Origin of the sequence: Kitasatospora sp. NPDC094016, from assembly GCF_040304045.1 — a bacterium.
Lineage (GTDB): Bacteria > Actinomycetota > Actinomycetes > Streptomycetales > Streptomycetaceae > Kitasatospora.
The window spans coordinates 23,915-43,903 of record NZ_JBEOUK010000002.1; the positions used below are offsets into that span (position 1 = coordinate 23,915).

A 19,989-nucleotide genomic window follows, 5' to 3' on the forward strand; every position below is an offset into this window, starting at 1 on the left:
TCGGCATGGTCCACACCCTCTCCCATCCCGACGAAACGCCGGCACCGCCGGCAACACCCGCGACATCCGCGACACCGGAGACCCCGATGGCCCCGGAAACCCTGACGGCCCCGGCGCTGGGGGTGTCCCAGGTCCGCCGGTACTACCAGCTCGTCGACGCCGGGGACGTGACCGCGCTGGTCGCCCTGTTCACCCCGGACGCCCGCTACCACCGCCCCGGGTACCAACCCATGGTCGGGCACGCCGAACTGGAACGCTTCTACCGCGACCAGCGGGTGATCCGCACCGGTGTGCACACCCTGGCCACCGTGGTCACGACCGAGGACGAGGTGGCGGTGCACGGCCTGTTCCGCGGCGTGCTGCACGACGGCGGTGAGGTCGAGCTGCGGTTCGCGGACTTCTTCCGGATGACGCCGCAGGGCCGCATCGCCGCGCGGGACACCTTCTTCCACGTGCCGGCGGTCTGAGGCGGTGGACGCACCCGGTGACACCGCGCACCACGTGCTGCGCAGCGGCCACCGCGACGGCCACCGCGACGGCGACGGCCACGGCGACGGCCCACGCGGTCGCGCGTTCAACCCCGACGGGGACACTTCAGCACAGGAAAGCGGGAAGCAGTTGACCAAGACGGTCCTCACCTCCGACATCCCGGCGTTCGTCGGCAGCGGACGGCCACCGTTCGACGCGCGGGCCATCCACGAGCTGGTCGCCGAACAGGCGGAGCGGGCCCCGCACGCGCCCGCCGTCACCTGCGACGGACGGACCCTGACCTACCAGCAGCTCAACGACCGCGCCAACCGGCTCGCCGGGCGGCTGCGAGCGGCCGGACTGGCGCCGGAGGACGTCGTCGGCGTGCTGGTGCCGCGGTCGCCGGAGCTGATCGTGGCCCTGCTCGCCGTCCTCATCGCGGGCGGGGCGTACCTCGGACTCGAACCGGACGACCCGGCCGGCCGCCACGCGCTGCTGCTCGAGGACGCCGGCGCGGGCATGGTGATCGCCGGAGAGGCCCTGGGGGAACAGCTGCCCGCCACCGTCGTCACGGTGACGGAAGGCGGCCCGGCGCAGGAGCCGGCCACCGGGCCGGCGGCCGCGGCCCGCCCCGGCGACCCGGACCGGCTCGCCTACGTCAGCTACACCTCGGGCTCCACCGGCGAGCCCAAGGGCGTCGGCGTGCCCCACCGGGCGATCGACCGGCTCGTCCGGGGTGCGGACTGGGTGGACGTCCGCGCCGAGGACGTCTTCTTCCACCTCGCGCCGGTCGCGTTCGACGCGTCCACGTTCGAGATCTGGGCCCCCCTCGTCAACGGCTGCCGGCTGGTCCTCTTCCCCCCGGTCGCCATCACGCTGGAGCACGTCGCACGCGTCGTCCGCGCCGAGCGCGTGACGGTCCTGCTGCTGACCACCGGGCTCTTCCACCAGATGGTGAGCTCCCACCTGGAGGCGTTCGCCGACGTGCGGCACGTCCTCACCGGGGGCGACGTGGCCTCGCCGGGCCACGTCCAGCACCTGCTGGCCCGCTACCCGGAGCTGCTCTTCACCAACGGCTACGGGCCGACCGAGAACACCACGTACACGACCTGCTGGACCAGCAGCACCCTCCCGGAGCTGCGCAGCGTGCCGATCGGCCGCCCGATCAGCGGCACCAGGGTCGCGGTGCTCGACGGCGACCTCGGGCCGGTGCCCGCCGGCGAGTGCGGCGAACTGTACGTGGCCGGGGCGGGCCTGGCCCGCGGCTACCTGGGCCGCCCCGCCGCAACCGCCGAACGCTTCCTGCCCGACCCGTTCGGGACCGAGCCGGGGGCCCGGATGTACCGGACCGGCGACCTCGTGCGATGGCTGCCGGACGGCACGCTGGAGTTCGTCGGGCGCGCGGACGACCAGGTCAAGGTCCAGGGCTACCGCGCCGAACCGCGCGCCGTCGAGGTCGAGCTGGAACGGCTCGCCGAGGTGCGGCACGCGGTCGTGCTGCCGCAGGCCGATCCGGCGGGCGGCACCCGGCTGCTGGCCTACGTCGTGCCCACGCAGCCCGATCCGGCGGGCAACGCCGACCTCGGTCGGCGGCTGCGCCACGACCTGCGGGACAGGCTGCCGGGCTACCTGATCCCCTGGGCGATCCTCGTCCGTCCCGAACTGCCGGTGAACCGCAACGGCAAGATCGACCGCCGGGCCCTGCCCAGCGCCACCCGGGTACCGCGCAACGTGGCGAACGAGTTCGTCCCGCCCGTCACCGAGGTGCAGACGCGACTGACCGAGTTGTGGGGCGACATCCTCGGCATCGAACCGGTCGGCGTCGACGACGACTTCTTCGACCTCGGCGGACACTCCCTGCTGGCCACCGACCTCCTGGTCGCCACCCAGCGCGAGTTCGACGTGGACCTCCCCGCGCAGATCCTGTACCTCTCGCCGACCGTCGCCGAACTGGCGACGGCCCTCACCGCCCGGATGCGGACGGCGGACCCGGACGGCCCGGCGGCGCGCCCGGACGGCCTGACAGCGGGTGGCCCGGCCGACGGGGCACGGCAGGAGCAGCCCCGATGACGGCCGTTCCCCCGACCCCGCGATGCCCGGTCCTCGCCCCGCAGCCGGTCGACCTGATCGACCCCGACCTCTACCACTCGGGCGGGGCACACGAGGTGTGGCGACGGCTGCGCCGCCACGCCCCGGTCAGCTGGCAGCCGGTCGGCGACATCGGCTACTGGTCGGTCGTCGGCTACGCCGAGGCCAACCGGGTGCTCCGCGACCACGACACGTTCACCTCCGAACAGGGCACCCTGCTCAACCTCCTCGGCCAGGGCGATCCCGCCGGCGGCCGGCAGATGGCCGTGACCGACCCGCCCCGGCACGCGCACCTGCGCGGCCCGCTGCAGCAGGCGCTGTCGATCAAGACGGTGGAGAACGACCGGGAGGCCATCCGCCGGGTCATCGTCGAACTGCTCCGGCCGCTGGCCGACGGCGGCCCGTTCGACTTCGCCGCCGCCATGGCCACCCTGCCGATGGCGGTGATCGGCACCATGATGGCGCTGCCGGAACAGGACTGGCCGCGGCTGGTCCGGCTCGCTCACGCCTGCATCGCCGCGGACGACCCCGAGTTCCAGCTCGCCGCCGGACCGCGGGCCACCCTCGTGACCGCCCACCGTGAACTGTTCGCCTACTTCCAGGACATCGTCACCGCGCGTCGGCGCGCACCGGGCGACGACCTGATCAGCGTGCTGCTCACGATGGAACTGGACGGACGCCGGCTGTCGCCGGGCGAGATCGTGTCCAACTGCTACAGCCTGCTGCTCGGCGCGACCGTCACCACCGCCCAGCCGCCGATCGCGGCGATGGTCGAACTGGCCGGGACGGCGGTCCTGGACGACTGGGCGGCCCACCCGGAGCTGCTCGGCAGCGGCGTGGAGGAGGCCCTGCGGTGGGCCTCGCCCACCCAGCACTTCATGCGCCACGCCACCCGCGACGTCGAGGTCCGGGGCGTGCCGATCCCCGCGGGGGACGCGGTCGTCGTGTGGCTGGGGTCGGCCAACCGCGACGAGACCGTGTTCGCCGACCCGGACACCTTCGACATCCGTCGGCGGCCCAACAAACACATCGCGTTCGGCGTCGGCGCGCACTACTGCATCGGACACACCGTCGCACGGGTGGCCCTGCGGATCCTGTTCGCCGAACTGCTCGGCCGGTTCACCGGCTTCGAACTCGCCGGGGCGCCACGACGCATGCGCTCGAACATCATCGCGGGCTTCACCCACCTGCCGATCACCGCGCGGACCCGGTAGGGCCCGTCTTCGAACCCCGCAGCCGCACCCGAGAAGAAACCCCACCCGGAAGGTCATCAGTGAACGCTCCGACGGCCCGTACCCGCAACAAGTGGTTCCTGCGCGAGCCGTCGCCGGTGGCACCGGCCCGGCTGTTCTGCCTGCCCTACTCCGGGTGCGGAGCGAGCATGTACCGCCAGTGGCCGTCCTCGGCCAACGGCGTCGAGGTCTGCCCCGTGCAGCTGCCCGGCCGGGAGAACCGGATGCGCGAGCCCGCCCACACCACCTACGAGGCGCTGGCCGACGACCTCTGCGAGGCGCTGCGTCCCTACCTGGACCGTCCCTACGCGCTGTTCGGGCACTGCGGCTCCGCGTTGGCGGCGTACGAGACCGCCGTACGGCTGGTCCAGAGGGGCTGCCCCGCCCCGACCCGGGTGTTCGTCTCCTCCGAGGTCGCGCCGCAGGACGGCCCCTACGGCCGCTTCCTCGGCATGGACGACGACGAGCTGGCCGGCGAACTGCGCCGGCTCGTCGCGGAACTCGGCGGCACCCTGGAACCGAGCCTGCTCGCGCTCTATCTCGGCGTCCTGCGCAACGACGTCGACATGAACAAGCGGTACCACGTGGCCGAGCCGGTCCGGCTGCCGTCCCCGATCACCGCCATCGGCTGGACGGAGGACACGGGCATCGAGCCGTCACTGATGACCGGCTGGTCGGCCTGCGGCGAAACGACCTTCGAACTCCTGGAGGGAGGCCACTACCGCTTCATCGAGGCGCCGACGGACCTGCTGGCACTCCTGGTCGCAGACCTGACGCCCACCCGGCCCGGCACCCCCTGACACCGGTACCCTCCGGCACCTGTACCCGGACGATCCGGCAGCCCCGGCGTCGACGCGCAGCGGGCCCCGGCAGAGCGATGCTCTGCCGGGGCCCGCTGCGGTCAACTCCCCTCAGGGTGCAGGTCGGTTACGGCGTGGGGCCGAGCTTCTGCCAGGCGTCGCTCCTGCCGGGCTCGTCCGTCGCCTTGTTCCACCACTTGGCGCGCCAGTAGAAGCCGTTCCACGACACCGTCGAGGCCCAGGCGCCGTCGGTGTCCCCGGCGATGATCTTCGTGCTGGAGGCGGTGGCGCTGTTGGCGGGGGCGGCGAGGTAGGCCGGGGTCCTCCACCAGTCGGTTCCGTCGGCGAAGCTGCCCAGCGCGTAGGAGCTGCCGTGCTTGGCGCCACCGGTGACCCACCGGTCCAGCATCGGCTTGCCCGCGGTGGCCTGGTCCGTGCTGAGCGGCACCAGCCGCCACCACTGGTCGACCTTCCCGTCGCAGTCCCGCACCGTGAGCGTGCCCCTGGCCGTGGTGGCGCCGAGGCACTGGTCGTGGCCGCTGGTAGCGGACTTGATGTGGTACCAGCCCTGGTCGTCCTCGCTCACCGTCCACAGCTGGTTGGCGTTGCCGGCCTGCTTCATCGACAGGTGGGCGTCGGTCCAACTGCCTGGGTGGTCGAGGACGTTGCCGCTGTTGCGGTCCTCGATGATCCACTTGTCGCCGGTCTGCCAGAACGCGAACGAGGGGTTGGGGTTGTAGGCGTGGGCCTGCCACGGTGCGGCCTGGCACTGGGCCCCGGAGGCCGGTGCCGGGGGATCGACGGTCGTCACCGCGCGGCGCTTGTCGCCGGTGGAGCCGTAGTCCGTGCCGCCGATCCTGAAGGTGACGTTCGCGGGGCCGGTGACGGGCAGGTAGTACTTGACGTCGATGTCCTTCGACCTGCCGGCGGGGATGTCCTCGCAGTAGCCGAGCTTGATGGTCACCCGGTGGAAGTCGCCCTTCAGCCCGCCCGCGTTGGGCCCCGTGTGGCCGGGGACGATGCCGCTCATCTCCTTCCAGGCCCCGTCCTTCACCACCGGCGGGGCGGAGGTGGGGAGGTCGAAGGAGATCTCCGTGCCCTGGGCGAGGGCGACCTTGGAGTTGTTGGTGATCCGCAGCTTCGGCTGCATCGGCCACATGTCCGCGACGTTGGTGGGAAAGTCCACCAGCTCGGCCTTGACGTCGATCACCTGGGCGGGCAGCGTCTTGCCGCCGCCGGTGGTGTTGCCGGACGCCCCCGCGCCCTTGAGGGCGTTGTCGAGCCGGGTGGTCAGGTCGTAGCCCATGCCCCACTCGCCGTTGGAGCGCTTGGTGTAGTCACCGGCGAGCTCCCAGATCATCGCCCCGCCGACGCCCTTGTCCGCGATGTACTTCGCCTTGGCGTCGATCGACTTCTCGTTCTCGGTGGACAGGAACACCTTCTTGGTGTCGTTCCACAGCCACGACGCCTGGAGCGGGTCCGAGTACTTCTCGGCGTAGCCGCCGGTCAGCTTGCCCGCGTCGGTGGCCGGGTCGACGCCGTAGGACTTCAGGTAGCCGGGGGTGCGGCCGTCCTGGAGGTTCTTGGTGTGCCACAGCGGGTTCGACCCGGCGCCGACCTCGCGGCCGTCCTCGGTGTCGTGCCACACGTTGTCGATGCCGGTCGCGCCGAGACCGCAGTCCTGGCCGTTGGCCGGGCCCCGGCCGCCGACGCCCTTCGGGCACTTGGACTGGTCCGGCATGGCGGAGGTGCCCCACAGGCCGTCCGTGCCGCCCTGTACACTCTGCCAGCCGCGGGAGTAGTACGGGATGCCGAGGTTGATGCGGCCGGGCGGCAGGGCGCCGCGGTAGTAGTGGTAGGCCCAGTCGGTGTTGAAGTAGCCGTTCTTCTGGTAGTCCTTGGTGTTCGCGGCCTGGTCGTTGTAGATCCCGGCCGCGGCCAGCTCGTTGTCCTGTCCGGTGTCGTAGAGCGGGGCCTGCGGGCCGACGAACTTGTTCCAGGAGCCGTGCAGGTCGTAGCTCATGACGTTGACGAAGTCCTGGTACTGGAGCGCCTGGCCGGCGTCCAGTCCGCGCACCAGGTAGCCGGAGGCGGACCCGGCCGAGGTCAGCAGGTAGTAGCGGCCCTTGGCCGTGCCGGACTGGTCCAGCTTGGTCCGCAGGGTCTTCATCAGCGCGTTGTAGCCCTGCTGGAGGCCCTTGCGGCGCGGGTTGGAGACGTCCCAGTCGTTGGGGTTGCCCGTGTCGGGCAGGGCGCCGGGGTACTCGTAGTCGATGTCGACGCCGTTGAACCCGTACCGGTCCAGGAAGTCCGTCACGGAGTCGGCGAACGCGTCGATGCCGGCCTGGTTCACCGAGCCGTCGGCGTTGGTGGCCATCGCGTAGAAGTTCCGGGTGTCCGCCCAGCCGCCGACGGAGATCAGCGTCTTCACGGCCGGGTGCTTCTTCTTGTAGGTGTTCAGCAGGTTGAAGTGCCCCTTGTACGGGAGGGACGGATCCATGGCGTTCCGGTCGCCGTCCCAGGTCATGCCGGTGGCCGGGTTCTTCGGGTCGTTCACGTCACCGACGCTGATGCGGTTGTTCTCCACCTTCGCGAAGGCGTAGTTCACGTGCGTGACCTTCGACCAGGGGATGTTGGACGCCAGGTAGCGCGGATCGCCCTTCGCCCCGGCGCGCCATCCGGTGAAGTAACCGACCACGCGGCGGCTGCGGTTGTTGCCGACCCATTCGCGGCCGGTGCCGTCGTACGTGTCGCAGTACCGGGCGTTCACCCCCTGGGTGGCGGCCATCCCCTCGGGCCGGCAGTCGCCCGAGGAGGCGGGCTTCGTTCCCCGGTCGTCGGGCGAGTCGTCGAACGGGGCTCCCGCGGAGTCCGGCCCCCCGGGGTCGCCGGTGCTGGCGCCGCCATCCAGGTGCCACCGCTGTTCGGCGGCCCCGACGCACTTCCAGAAGGCCAGGGCCTTGTCCTCGCCCTGGTCGGTCAGACAGCCGCCGTCCGAGGAGACGATCTGGTACGTCCGCCCGTCCAGCGCGTCGAGCTGCCAGCGCTGGTTCGCGCCCCCGCCGTCCCGCCAGAGCGCGCTGTAGTAGCTGGTGCCGTCCACGGTCTGCGACCGGTTGCTGTTGGCGTCCAGCACCTGTCCGGCGTCGAGGGCCGTCCGGATCGCGAACCGGCCGTCGTTCTGGCGGTCCAGGTTCCACTTCTGCGCCGGGTTCCCGTTCCCGCCGAGGGCCTTGACCTTGGTGCCGTTGGCGGGGTTCGCCTGGTCGACGTCGGCCACCCGGCCGGTGCCGTCGTTGACCAGCGAGACACCGGCCGCCGAGGGCGGCGGCGGTGGGGTGTCCGTCGGGCGGCCGTTGTCGTCCATCCGCGGGATCTTCGGCATGCCGGTGGTGTCGCCGGCGGCGAAGATCGTGCCCTGAAGGACGCTCCAGCGCAGAGCCGTGGGGCCCACGACGACGGTGCCGTCCGTGCCGCCGGCTGCGACGAATCCGCTGGTCCACTGGTTCCCGCGGAAGAAGGAGGCATAGGCCCTGTTGGAGAACTGCGAGCCTGGCCACCGGATGGCCGCGTTGAACCCGTCGGTCCAGCCGGCTCGGGTCAGGGCGGTGAAGTTGTCGCCGATGGGCTTGGGCCCGTTGAGCACGCGGTCGGTGGAACCGCCGATGTTGGCTTCCAGCGACACGTACGTGTCGCCCTTGAAGAGGAAGACCTGGTTCTCCTTCACCGACAGGGCCGCGTCGACCCCCTGGGTGAAGGGTGCGGTGCTGTCACTGCCGGCCAGGCTGTGCCACCCGTCCGCGATCGTGGTCGGCGGCTTGGTCATCGTTGCGGTCCCCGTGTTGGGGTCCACCCTCATCCGCATGTACTGGTCCCCCCGGAACATCATCACTTCATCCGGGTCCTCCGGCAGCGTGAAGGCCGCGTCGAAGCCGTTCGCGAATGGTGTGTTTCCCAGGACCGGCCACAGGTGGGAGATGGTGTCCTCCTTGCCTCCGGCCAGGCTGGCGTTGGTCGGGAAGTCCGCGATGCGGGCGACGAACGGCCCTTGGAGAAGGTAGACATCACGGCTGGTGCTGAAACTCGCTTCCACCAGCGGCTGGGAGCACGCGAACGGGCCGTCGCTCGACCGCGGTATTCGGCAGATCCGACCCTGCGCCTGGACCTGGAGGACGGCCAGTCCGACGGCGGCCGCGGTGGCGGCGAACCAGGAGTTGCTCGGGTCCTGGTTGGCGTCCCACAGGTCCCTGCTTCGCGCGGCCCAGTTCAGGATCTGGGGCTCGTACTCGCGGATGCGGGCCGGGATCCGGCTGCGCATCGCCGCCGCGACGCCGTTCCTGACGTTGTCGAACCGGGTGCCCTCGGCCACGGCTTCGACGAGGACCATCAGTGCGCTGCGCAACCATGGTGTCCGTTGCGCCTGGGCCGCGTCGCCGGCGCGGACGTTCTCCAGGACTCCGACGGCGCGCCTCAGCGCGTCCGCATCGACATTCACCCAGCTGTTCTCGAATGTGAAGGGGTTGCCTGCCGTGGCGGACTCGTTCCTGAGGTCGCCGTACTCGACGCCGATGTCGTTGAGCTCGCGATACTGGACACGGAGGGGGGTTTCCCCTGGTCGCGGCTGCGGCGGCCGCTGCTGCTGCTGCGCGAACCAGTTGTCGCGGGCAGTCCGCGATGTGCCGACGCCCCTGTCGGCCAAGCGGTAGAGCGTCTTCACGCCCGATCGGACGGTGTAGAAGCCGCAGATGTACATGTCGCGCGGCGCGATGATCAGTCCGGTTACCATCCCCGGCACGGGGTCCTGATCCGGGTGTCCCAGATCGAAGAGGTCGACCATCACGGGGTTCGGGTCATCGAGCGTGACGTTGAAGTCCCCACGGTACGGGCGGGTGAAGTTCCCCCGCAGCAGCTCGATGAGCTGGAGGTAAGGACGAGCCGGGTCCGGCGGGTCGGCGGCGTGCGCCGGCCCGGTCGCCCCGATGGGCAGGAGGAGGGCCGCCAGCAGGACCACCAGCATCCGCCGGAGCCCTCCGACCAGCCGTCCGGGCGGTGGGCCCCCCGGTGCCCGGCCTGGCCGGACGGTCGTTCGCAACCGCAACATGTCCTCTCCCAAGGATCGGTGACATTGATGCGGCAGAACGTACGAGGCGCCGGTAGACACGCGATGGACAGCGCCGGCCCGCTCGGGGCTCGGCGCCCTGCGGCGACGACCTCCGGGGCCGGGCGAAGCGATCGCGCCGAGGAACTCGGCGTACCGGCCGTTGCGCAGCACCGTCCGTCTAGGGGTGTCGCGTTGACATCGGATACACGAAGCGTCAACGGCGCCCCGCCGCCTTGGGCGGCCTCCGCTCGGGGCGCCCCGACCGCGCCCCTCGGTGACTGTCTGCGCCCTTGGTGCATCCGACACGCCCTTGCGCGCTACCTGCCGGTAAGTGTTAATGCGCCGTAAATTCGATAGACCGTCACATTTCCCGGCCCTCCCGGCCCGGCCCGCCTTCGTCGAAAGGTGCTGCCATGCGGCGTATCTCCTCGTGGACGCGAATACTCCGTTTCGGGCTCAGCGGCTGCCTCCTGGCGGCCGCCTCCGGCTCCGGCATGGTCCCAGCGGTCGCCGGGCCGGGCGGTCCGCCGCCGCAGGGCGGGCGGTCCCAGGACGGGGGGTCGCCCGGTGGGTGGTCGCAGGTCGGGCCGTCGCCGGAGCAGCGGATCGAAGCGCTCCTCGGCCAGCTGACCACCGACGAGAAGGCGACGCTGCTGGAGGGGATCGCCGCACCGAACGGGGTGTACGCGGTCGGCTACGTCCGAGGCGTGCCACGGCTCGGCATCCCGCCGCTGCTGCTGTCCGACGGCCCGGCCGGGGTGCGGGACGGGCAACCGGCGACGGCGCTGCCGGCGCCGGTGTCGCTGGCCGCCGCCTTCGACCCGGGGCTCGCCACCACCTACGGCGCGGTGCTGGGCCGCGAGGCCCGGGCGCGCGGCTACCAGGTGCTGTACGCGCCGATGGTGAACCTCGTGCGGGTGCCGCAGGGCGGGCGGAACTTCGAGACGCTGGGGGAGGACCCGTTCCTCGCCGGGCGGGTCGCGGCGGCGGAGGTCCGCGGCATCCAGGCGCAGGGCGTCGCGGCGCAGGTGAAGCACTTCGCGGCGAACAACCAGGAGAACAACCGGCAGTCGTACAGCTCGGAGGTGGACGAGCGGACGCTGGCCGAGATCGAGCTGCCCGCCTTCCGGGCGGCCGTCCGGGACGGCCGGGCCTGGTCGGCGATGTGCGGCTACAACCCGGTCAACGGCATCTGGGCGTGCGAGAACTTCCCGCTGCTGCGGGACGTGCTGAAGGGCCGCTGGGGGTTCGACGGGGTGGTCGGCTCCGACTACCCGGCCACGCACTCCTCGGTGAACGCCGCGGCGGGCGGGCTGGACCAGGAGTTCGGCGGTACGACGTACTTCGCCGACCTGAGCGCCGCCGTGGCCGACGGGCGGCTCGCCCCGGCCGTCCTGGACGACCAGGTGCGGCGGGTGCTGCGGCTGATGGTCCGGACCGGGGCGCTGGACGGGGGCCAGCCGCCCGCCGCCGACCCCGCCGCCGGCGCGCGCGACGCCCGGGCGGCGGCCGCCGCCGGGACGGTGCTGCTGCGCAACCAGGGACCGGTGCTGCCGCTGGACGCCGCCCACCTGTCGTCCGTCGCGGTGATCGGCCCGTGGGCCGACCACGCCTACACCGGCGGCTACGGCTCCTCGCACGTCGCCCCCTACCCCGACCAGGTCGTGACGCCGCGCCAGGGCATCGCCGCCCGGGCCGGTGCGGGCGTCTCGGTGCGCTACCACCCGGGCGACGACGCGGCCGCGGCCGCCTCGGTGGCCGCCGGGGCGGACGTCGCGGTGGTGGTGGTCGGCGACGAGGAGACCGAGGGCGCGGACCGCGGCTCGCTGGACCTCGCCCCGGCGGACGACGCGCTGATCCGCGCCGTCGCCCGCGCCAACCCGCGGACGGTGGTGGTGCTCAACACCGGCGGGCCGGTCACCATGCCGTGGCTGGACGCGGTGCCGGCGGTGGTCGAGGCCTGGTACCCGGGCGAGCAGAGCGGCACCGCGCTCGCCGACGTGCTGTTCGGCGACGCCGATCCGGCGGGGCGGCTGCCCGTCACCTTCCCGACCTCGGCGGCGGCCACGCCGATCCGGGACGCCTCCCAGTACCCCGGCACGGACGGCGCCTACCACTACACCGAGCAGCTCGCGGTCGGGTACCGCTGGTACGACGCGACCGCCACCGCCCCGCTGTTCCCCTTCGGCCACGGCCTCTCGTACACCACCTTCGGCTACAGCAACCTCACCGTGACCGGCCCGGACGCCGCCGGCCGGGTGCGGGTCGGCTTCGACCTCGCCAACCAGGGCGCCCGGACCGGCACCGAGGTGCCGCAGCTGTACGTCTCCTTCCCGCCCGCCGCCGGCGAGCCGCCGCAGCAGCTCAAGGCCTTCGACAAGGTCACGCTGGCGCCCGGCCGGTCGACGCACGTGGAACTGCCGCTGGACCGCTCCTCCTTCGCGGTCTGGGATCCCGGGGTGCACGGCTGGCAGGTGCCCGGCGGGCGGTACGGCCTCATGGTCGGCTCCTCCTCGCGCGCGCCGAAGCTGCAGGGCGCGGTGGACGTCCCGGGCTCTCCGGCCGTCTCCACCTGGTCCGGGCGGATCACCGGTGCCGACGGGTCCTGTCTGGACGCGGCCGCCGCCGCCGCGGACGGCAACGAGGCGGTACGGCTGGCCGGCTGCGCGGGCACGGCGGCCCAGGACGCGACGCTCGGCTCGGACGGCACCGTCCGCGCCCTCGACGGCTGCCTGACCCCGGCGGGCCCGGACGACGGCGCCGCCGTCCGGCTGCGGGACTGCACCGCGGGCGCCGACCAGGTGTGGCGCCCGGGCCCGGGTTCCTCGCTCCTCCACCCGGGGTCCGGCCGCTGCCTCGCGGCCGCCGACGGCCGGCTGCTGCTGCGGACCTGCTCGGGGGGCGCCGAACAGAGCTGGGCCACCCCCCGCCCGAGCGGCCGGGTGACCGGCATCGCCGGGCAGTGCGTGGACCTCAACCGCGCCGACACGGCCAACGGCACCGCCGTCCAGCTCTACCGCTGCAACTCCACCGGTGCCCAGGACTGGACCGTCGGGCAGGACGAGTCCCTGCGGGCCCTCGGCAAGTGCCTGGACGTCACCAACGGCTGGACCGCCGCCGGGACGCCCGCCCAGCTCTACGACTGCAACGGCACCGGCGCCCAACGCTGGCAGCCACGCCCGGACGGCACCCTCCTCAACCCGGCCTCCGGCCGCTGCCTCGACGCCCGCGACGGCAGCGGCGCCGACTGGACCAGGCTGCAGATCTGGGACTGCCACGGCGGCCCCAACCAGCGCTGGACCCTCCCGTCCTGACACCCACCGCCGTCCGGGCCCCGGACGGTTCCGCCGCGAGGCCGCTCACCGGCAGGCGCGGCCCGTGGCGGAGCCGGAGAGGGATTCGGGCCAGTGGTTGCTCCGGCTCAGGTCGCAGATGCGGTCGGCGGTCCGGTCCGCGTCCGTGGGCCACAGCCGTGCTCCGTCGCCGGCGGCGGTGAGGAGCGTGCTCTGGTCGGGGCTGAAGGCGGCCGTGTGCACGGCTCTGGTGTGACCGACGAGCAGGGCCGTGACCTGCTGTGATGCCACGTCCCACAGGCACACCGTGCCGCTGGCGTCCGTGCTGGCCAGCGTGCGGCCGTCGGCGCTGAAGGCGACGGAGAAGACGGTGTTGATGTGGCCGGTGAGGGTGGCGACCGTCCGGCGCTGCGCCACGTCCCACAGGCGCACGGTGGCGTCGGAGCTGCCGGTGGCCAGGGTGCGGCCGTCGGGGGAGAAGGCCAGGGAAGATATGGCGTTGGTGTTCTCCGACAGCACGGCGAGGGTGCGGTGCGTGGCCAGGTCCCACAGGCGCACCGTCCCGTCGTACCCGGCGGTGGCCAGGGTGCGGCCGTCGGGGGCGAAGACGGCCTTGGAGACCAGGCTGGTGTGCCCCTGGAGGACCGCCGTCGTCTGGTGGGTCGCCACGTCCCACAGGCGCACGGTCGTGTCGAGGCTGCTGGTGGCCAGGGTGCGGCCGTCGGGGGAGAAGGCGACGCTCGACACCTGGTCGGTGTGGCCTTCGAGGGTGGCCACCGGGCGGCCTGACGCGGCGTCCCACAGGCGTGCCGTGCGGTCGGAGCTCGCGGCGGCCAGCAGGAGGCCGTCCGGGGAGAACGCCAGGTGCATGATGCCTTGGCTGTGCGCCGCGAAGGTCACGGCGGGGCGCAGCGGAGCGGTGGTCCACGAGGTGACGGAGCCGTCGGTGTGGCCGATGGCGAGGGTCCGGCCGTCGGGGGCGTAGGTGGCGACGGTCGCGAGGGTGTCCAGGTCGTTCGTCGCGCTGAAGGTGGCGGCGATCTGGCGGCTCTTGAGGTCCCACGTGTGGACGATGTTGTCGGTGGCGGTGGTGGCCAGCTCGTTGCCGTCGGGGGAGAGCGCCAGCGCGGGGGCGGAGGTGTTGGTCTCGTGGAGGGTGGCGGTCAGTCGGCGCTCGGCCACGTCCCACAGGGCGACCGTGTTGTCCTGGCCGATCGTGGTCAGGGTGCGGCCGTCGGCGGTGAACGCTGCCTGGCTCACCTCCTGCGTGTGCCCGTTGAGGACGGCCGTGGTGTCGTGCGACGCCACGTCCCACAGCCGCACGGCGCGGTCGGCGCCGGCGCTGGCCAGCGTGCGGCCGTCGGGGCTGAAGGCGACCGTGCCGACGGCGCCGGTGTGGCCGGTCAGGGTGGCGAGTATGCGGTGGGTGGTGGTGTCCCACAGCTTCACGGTGTGGTCGGCGCCGCTGGTGGCCAGGGTGCGGCCGTCGGGCGCGTACGCCACCGCTCGTACGGAACCGGCGTGACCGGTGAGCGTCGTGAGGGCGCGTTGGGACGCCACGTCCCACAGCCGGGCGGTCTGGTCGTACCCGGCGGTGGCCAGGGTGCGGCCGTCGGGCGAGAACGCCGCCGAGGAGACGGCGCCGGTGTGGCCGGTGAGGATGCCCGTCGTGCGGTCGGAGGCGACGTCCCACAGCCGTACGGTGCGGTCGGCGCCGGCGCTGGCCAGGGTGCGGCCGTCGGGGCTGAAGGCGACCGTGTTGACGATGCCGGTGTGGCCGGTCAGGGTGGCGAGCATGCGGTGGGTGGTGGTGTCCCACAGCTTCACGGTGTGGTCGGCGCTGCCGGTGGCCAGGGTGCGGCCGTCGGGCGCGTACGCCACCGCCGTCACGGTGCCGGTGTGACCGGTGAACTGGTTGGAGGAGTAGGCGGCGTAGGCGCTCAGCAGGCTGCCGCGGGCCTCGGTGGTGCGGGCCGTCCGGTAGCCCTCCAGCGCGACCAGCGCCGCGGCCTCGGGCTGCGTTTCGAGGAGTTGCCTGGACTGGGCGGCCCGTTCGCGGGAGACCGCGACGCGGCGCTGCGCGTCGGACTGCTCCCCCTGGACGAACGCGGTCACCGCCAGCACCAGGGAGAGCACGGTCAGGACGGCCAGCGCCACGACCGTCCGGCGCCGGCGACGGCCGCGCTGGCCGTCCGCCGCGGTGCTGGCGTCCAGGAAGGCGGACTCGAGCCGGTTGAGCGCCGCGCCGCGGGTACGGGACCAGCTCCAGGCGGTGGCGAGCTGCGCTCCCCGGTACAACGCGCCCGGGTCGCGCTGGAGTTCGTGCCAGGTCAGGGCGGCCTGGGTGAGCCGGCGGTGTGTCCGCAGGGCCTCGCGGTCGACGTCGAGCCAGTGGCGCAGCCGAGGCCAGGCGCGGATGACCGCTTCGTGGGCGACGTCGACGGTGCCGTCGGCCAGGACGATCAGGCGGGCGGCGGCGAGCCGGTGCAGGAGGTCGTCGACGGTCGCGGCGTCGGCGAGGCCGTCGAGTTCCTTCCGGGCCAGGCGGCGGCGGGTGTCCTCGGTGCCCTCGCCCGGGGCGGTGAGCCGGAGGAACAGCAGCCGCATGGCCTCCTGGTGGCCCGGCGGGAGAGCGGCGTACATGGCCTCGGCGGTCTGGGTGATGGCTCCCCGCATGCCGCCGGTGGCCCGGTAGTCGGCCAGCCGCAGGACGGTCCCGCGGTGCCTGGTCCAGGTCTCGCGCATCGCGTGGGCCACCAGCGGCAGCGCGCCGGGCTGGCCGGTGGCCTCTGCGAGGACGGCCTCCAGCAGGTCGGGGTCCACCACGACGCCCGCTCGGGCCGCGGGTTCGACGACGATGTCCCGCAGTTCGGCCCGGGTGGGTGCGCCGACCGGCAGTTGGGCACCGGAGCGGAGGGCGGCGGCCAGGGCGGGGTGGGCGAGGCAGCGGTCGTAGAAGTCGGCGCGCACGCTGATGACGACCCGTACCCGGGCCTCGGCCGCGCCGGCCCCGGCCGCTCCGCCGCCGGCTGTGCGGCCGTCGGCCGTCCCGTCGACGGCCGTGCGGTCGCCGGCCGTCCAGGCCAGGCAGGCCAGGGCCGCCTCCCGCTCCCCGGCGTCCGCGCAGGTGGTGAAGAGCTCCTCGAACTGGTCGACGACGAGGACGACGCGCCGGTCGGCGGGCTGCGTGACCAGCCAGGTGTCCAGCGCGATCCCCAGGGCCGCGGGCTCGTCGGCCAGCGCGCGGGACAGTGCCTCGGCGTCACCGCCCGTCAGGGCGCAGACCGCCAGGGCCAGCGCCCGCAGCGGGTGGTCGCCGGGGACCAGCGGCGCGGTGTGCCAGGACTCGTCGAGCCGGGGGAGCAGCCCGGCCCGCAGCAGTGAGGACTTGCCGCTGCCGGAGGCGCCGACGACTGCCGTCAGCCGGTGGTCACCCACGTGCCGGACCAGGTGGCTCACCAGTTCCGACCGGCCGAAGAAGATGTCGGCGTCCCCCGTGCCGAACGCGGCCAGTCCCAGGTACGGGCAGTGAGCGGGGTCGCCCCCGTCCGCGCGGTCCTCATCGTCGTCCTGTGCCGTGGCGGCCGGCCCCTGGACGGCGCGGGAAGCCGCCAGCCAGCGGGCCTCCCACTCCGCCTTCTCCCCGCCACACACCCGCGCGTAGGCGAGCACCACGGCCAGCGACGGCAGGCGCTCGCCCTTCGCCGCCTCCGCCAGCGTGCTGGCGGAGTAGTGCGACTCCTTCGCCAGCGCGCGGTAGCTCGGTGCGCCCGACCGGTCCCGCAACTGGCGAAGCTCCCAGGCGAGCCGCTCCACCGGACCGGCCTGCGGATCGACGAACCGCTCCGGTCTGCCCAGTCGGGCCTTGCGCTGTGTCCCGTTCGGCCGCGCGTCCACGTTCACCACCCCTGGCAGGCCCCTCCCGCCCCCTCACATCGTTGTCCGACTTGAATGTCCTGCCCAGAGGGCTCTTTCGGACAATGCGCCGCCGCTGCAGAGTTCTCGGCAACGGGGGGTTCGCCGGAACACCTCGTGGCGTTCGGGGGACGGCCCGGTGGCAGCCGCTTGCCACCGGGCCGAGCGCCTCAGGTGCCGCCGCGCAGGTGCCGCCGCTCAAATCGGCACCTGCGCGGAGGACCCGTCGCCAGCGCCAAGGACATCCGCCGGTTGCCGGCACACCTGTGACGCAGCTCACTGGAACTGCTTCGCGGCGGCCGGACAACCAGAGGTGTGGACTGTTCGCTGCACGAACGGATCGGAGCCGGGGGCCCGGGCGCCTTCCGGCAGTCGTTCCAGGAGCACTCGCACGCGGTTCCGGCACACGCGGGCCGGACCAGCAGGCGTTCGTCACCATCGCCGACCTGATCCGCGAACAGGCCGTCCCCGGGGAGTTCGCCGCCGCGCCCTACCAGGCCGCCGCCCGCACCCCCGGTGTCGTTCTCCTCGACAGCGCCACCGACGCCGCCGGGCGCCGGCCGGGCAACGCCCAGGCCTGACCTTCACCTGCCCGTCGCTCCGGCCCTCGTTCTCCGGCCGGGGCGGCGGGCGGAGCTGTGTGAACGGAGTCGGACAGGGCCTAGCGGCGGCCGAGGCCGTCGATCATCAGGGAGACGGCGAAGTCGAAGCGTTCGTGGCCCGTGCCGGCGGTGATTTCGGCGGCGTGGCGGGTGGTGTGGGGGAAGGCCGCGGCGGGCAGGGCGGTGAGGCGGCGCAGCAGTTCGTCGCGGTCGAGGACCCACGCGTCGTCGTCGTGTGCTGCGCGCTGGCGCACGATCGAGGCTTCGAGGCAGTACGCGGCCACGTACAGCAGGAGCGCGTCGACGGCCCAGGCGGCGGCCTGCGGCGCGACGCCGCCGGCGAGCAGGATCGCCAGCATCCCTTCGCTGACGCGCATGGTTTCGAGGTCGGTGGGGGCCATGGCGAGCGCGGCGCGGGAGATCCCGGGGTAGTCCAGGTACTGGTCGCGGATCCGGGTGCAGACGCCGCGGATCTGGTCCCGCCAGGTCGCGGGGTCGGGCTCGGGCAGGGCGAGCGCGGCGCACAGCCGTCCGATGAGCAGCTCGTCGAGGTCGGCCTTGTTGACGACGTGGGCGTAGAGCGAGGCGGGCCCGGTGTCGAGGGCGCCGGCGAGGCGGCGCATGGTCAGTGCCTCGTAGCCCTCGGTGGCGATGACGTCCAGCGCGGTGTCGACGACCTGGTCCACGGTGAGGGGGGCCTTGCGGCGCCGCGGCCTGGGGTCGGTTCCGGCGTCGGGGTTCGGCGGCTGGTGGCGTGCCGCGCGTCGCTCTCTCGGGTTCACCGGACCATCATAGCTTGACACGAACGCCGTTCGTTTATAGAACACTGTTCGTGACCAGGAATGTGAACCAGAACTCGAACCAGCTCGTGAGCCGTGAGCACCAGGACATGGATGTGGACGTGGACGTGGACGTGGACGTGACCGTCGTCGGCGCCGGGCCGGTGGGCCTCGTGCTCGCCGCCGAGCTGGCGCTCACCGGGGCGACGGTGCAGGTGCTCGAACGACTCGCCGAGCCGGACCGGTCGATGAAGGCGGGGGCGATCAACGTCCCGACGGCCGAGGCACTCGACCGCCGCGGCCTGCTGCCGGCCGCCGAACAAGTCCAGCGGGAGCAGCTCGAACGGGTCGGGTCGTTCGCCCGCGCGGTCGACCAGCCGCCCGGCGGCGACCGGCCGGCACGCGCACCCCGCTTCACCGGGCACTTCGCCGGGATGGTCCTCGACGCCGGCCTTGTGGACTGGTCCGACGCCGACCTCGCCGCGCACACCGCCGTCGACGGAGCGCGGATGGTGCCGCAGCGCGAGCTGGAGGCGCTGCTGGCCGGCCACGTCGCGCGCCTGGGCGTGGCGGTGCGTCGCGGGGTGGAGGTCACCGGGCTCGAAGACACCGGCGACGGCGTGCTCGTCACCACCACCGCCGGCACGGTGCGCACCGGATGGCTGGTCGGGTGTGACGGCGGACGCAGCACCGTGCGCCGCCTCGCGGGCATCGGCTTCCCCGGCACCGACCCCGAACTCACCGGACACCTGGCGGTCGTCGACATCGACGACCCCACGGTGCTCGCGGACGGATGGGTGTGGTCGGCCAAGGGCGCCTACCGCTGCGGGCCGCAGCCCGGACGGGTGGTCACCGTGGAGTTCGGCGGCGCCCCCGCCGACCGCTCCGCGCCGGTCACGCTCGAAGAAGTGCAGGGCAGCCTGCGCCGGGTCTCGGGCACCGACGTCACGCTCACCGCGCTGCGTGGCACCGCGACCCGCTGGAGCGACAACGCCCGCCAGGCCGCGGCCTACCGCTCGGGGCGGGTGCTCCTGGCCGGCGACTCCGCGCACGTGCACTCGCCGTTCGGCGGCCAGGGCCTCAACCTCGGGGTCGGCGACGCGATGAACCTCGGCTGGAAGCTCGGCGCCGTCGTCGCCGGGTGGGCGCCCGAAGGGCTGCTCGACACCTACGACGCCGAGCGCCGCCCCCTCGGCGCCTGGGTGCTGGACTGGACGCGGGCCCAGATCGGGGTGATGCGCGGGGACGCCAAGTCGGCCGCGCTCCGGGAGGTCGTCGCCGACCTGCTGGGCACCGGGGCGGGCGCGACCTACGCGGTCAAGAAGATCTCCGGGGTGGCGCAGCGCATCGACCTGCCCGGCGACCACCCCCTGGTCGGGCGGCACGTCCCCGACCTGTGGCTGGGCGACGGCTCCCGACTGGTCGACCACGGCCACGGCGGCGGGTTCCTGCTGCTCGACCGCACGGCGGACGGCGCGTTCACCCGCCTCGCCGCGGGCTGGGCCGGGCGGGTGGCCACTGTGACCGCTGTGCCCGGCGACCACGCGACGCCGACCGCAGTCCTCGTCCGCCCGGACGGAGTGGTCGCCTGGGCCTGCGACACCACCGACACCGCCACCACCGATACCGTCATTGCCGGCCTCGAAGCCGCCCTGCACCGCTGGGCGGGCAAGCCGTCCCCCTCGCCGCAGCCCGAGCCGGTGCGCTGAAC

Annotated in this window: 9 protein-coding genes; 6 read left to right on the plus strand and 3 right to left on the minus strand. The window is 73.2% G+C overall.

Features of this window, described 5'->3' with window-relative positions:
• Positions 1-86 precede the first annotated feature (86 nt).
• Genes ABT015_RS02025 through ABT015_RS02040 form a run of 4 tightly spaced genes read left to right on the plus strand, consistent with a single transcriptional unit; the run spans position 87 to position 4,588 of the window.
• On the plus strand, positions 87-467 hold the full coding sequence (locus ABT015_RS02025) for a nuclear transport factor 2 family protein (RefSeq protein WP_350875752.1): 381 nt from the start codon (positions 87-89) through the stop codon (positions 465-467).
• 4 nt (positions 468-471) lie between these two features.
• Positions 472-2,538: an amino acid adenylation domain-containing protein gene (locus ABT015_RS02030; RefSeq protein WP_350875754.1), complete on the plus strand. Its 2,067-nt coding sequence runs from the start codon at positions 472-474 to the stop codon at positions 2,536-2,538.
• A complete protein-coding gene (locus ABT015_RS02035; protein WP_350875756.1) occupies positions 2,535-3,770 on the plus strand; it encodes a cytochrome P450 in 1,236 nt (411 codons plus the stop codon). The genes ABT015_RS02030 and ABT015_RS02035 overlap by 4 nt, the downstream gene beginning before the upstream one ends.
• 59 nt (positions 3,771-3,829) lie before the next feature.
• Entirely contained in the window at positions 3,830-4,588 is a 759-nt protein-coding gene (locus ABT015_RS02040) for a thioesterase II family protein (RefSeq protein WP_350875758.1), read from the plus strand.
• Positions 4,589-4,715: 127 nt separating this feature from the next.
• On the opposite strand, the gene ABT015_RS02045 is transcribed toward ABT015_RS02040, so the two are convergent.
• The gene (locus tag ABT015_RS02045; RefSeq protein WP_350875760.1) at positions 4,716-9,605 is read right to left on the minus strand and encodes a glycosyl hydrolase family 18 protein; all 4,890 of its coding nucleotides are present in this window, start codon (positions 9,603-9,605) and stop codon (positions 4,716-4,718) included.
• Positions 9,606-10,102: 497 nt separating this feature from the next.
• Between ABT015_RS02045 and ABT015_RS02050 the strand changes: the two genes are divergently transcribed.
• The gene (locus ABT015_RS02050) at positions 10,103-13,003 is read left to right on the plus strand and encodes a glycoside hydrolase family 3 C-terminal domain-containing protein (RefSeq protein ID WP_350875763.1); all 2,901 of its coding nucleotides are present in this window, start codon (positions 10,103-10,105) and stop codon (positions 13,001-13,003) included.
• A gap of 45 nt (positions 13,004-13,048) precedes the next feature.
• On the opposite strand, the gene ABT015_RS02055 is transcribed toward ABT015_RS02050, so the two are convergent.
• Together ABT015_RS02055 and ABT015_RS02060 are read right to left on the minus strand one after the other, a co-directional pair.
• The gene (locus tag ABT015_RS02055; protein WP_350875765.1) at positions 13,049-16,879 is read right to left on the minus strand and encodes an nSTAND1 domain-containing NTPase; all 3,831 of its coding nucleotides are present in this window, start codon (positions 16,877-16,879) and stop codon (positions 13,049-13,051) included.
• Between the two features lie 679 nt (positions 16,880-17,558).
• Positions 17,559-18,281: a TetR/AcrR family transcriptional regulator gene (locus ABT015_RS02060; RefSeq protein WP_350875767.1), complete on the minus strand. Its 723-nt coding sequence runs from the start codon at positions 18,279-18,281 to the stop codon at positions 17,559-17,561.
• 107 nt (positions 18,282-18,388) lie between these two features.
• Between ABT015_RS02060 and ABT015_RS02065 the strand changes: the two genes are divergently transcribed.
• Complete coding sequence (locus ABT015_RS02065; protein ID WP_350876320.1) at positions 18,389-19,987, plus strand: FAD-dependent monooxygenase; 1,599 nt, start codon at positions 18,389-18,391, stop codon at positions 19,985-19,987.
• The last annotated feature ends 2 nt before the right edge of the window (positions 19,988-19,989 follow it).

Bases quoted from the DNA above. Each gene is read 5' to 3' on its own strand.
- ABT015_RS02025 (WP_350875752.1), top strand. From the start codon at position 87: ATGGCCCCGGAAACCCTGACGGCCCCGGCGCTGGGGGTGTCCCAGGTC.
- ABT015_RS02035 (WP_350875756.1), top strand. From the start codon at position 2,535: ATGACGGCCGTTCCCCCGACCCCGCGATGCCCGGTCCTCGCCCCGCAG.
- ABT015_RS02045 (WP_350875760.1), bottom strand. From the start codon at position 9,605: ATGCTGGTGGTCCTGCTGGCGGCCCTCCTCCTGCCCATCGGGGCGACC.
- ABT015_RS02050 (WP_350875763.1), top strand. From the start codon at position 10,103: ATGCGGCGTATCTCCTCGTGGACGCGAATACTCCGTTTCGGGCTCAGC.
- ABT015_RS02065 (WP_350876320.1), top strand. From the start codon at position 18,389: ATGGATGTGGACGTGGACGTGGACGTGGACGTGACCGTCGTCGGCGCC.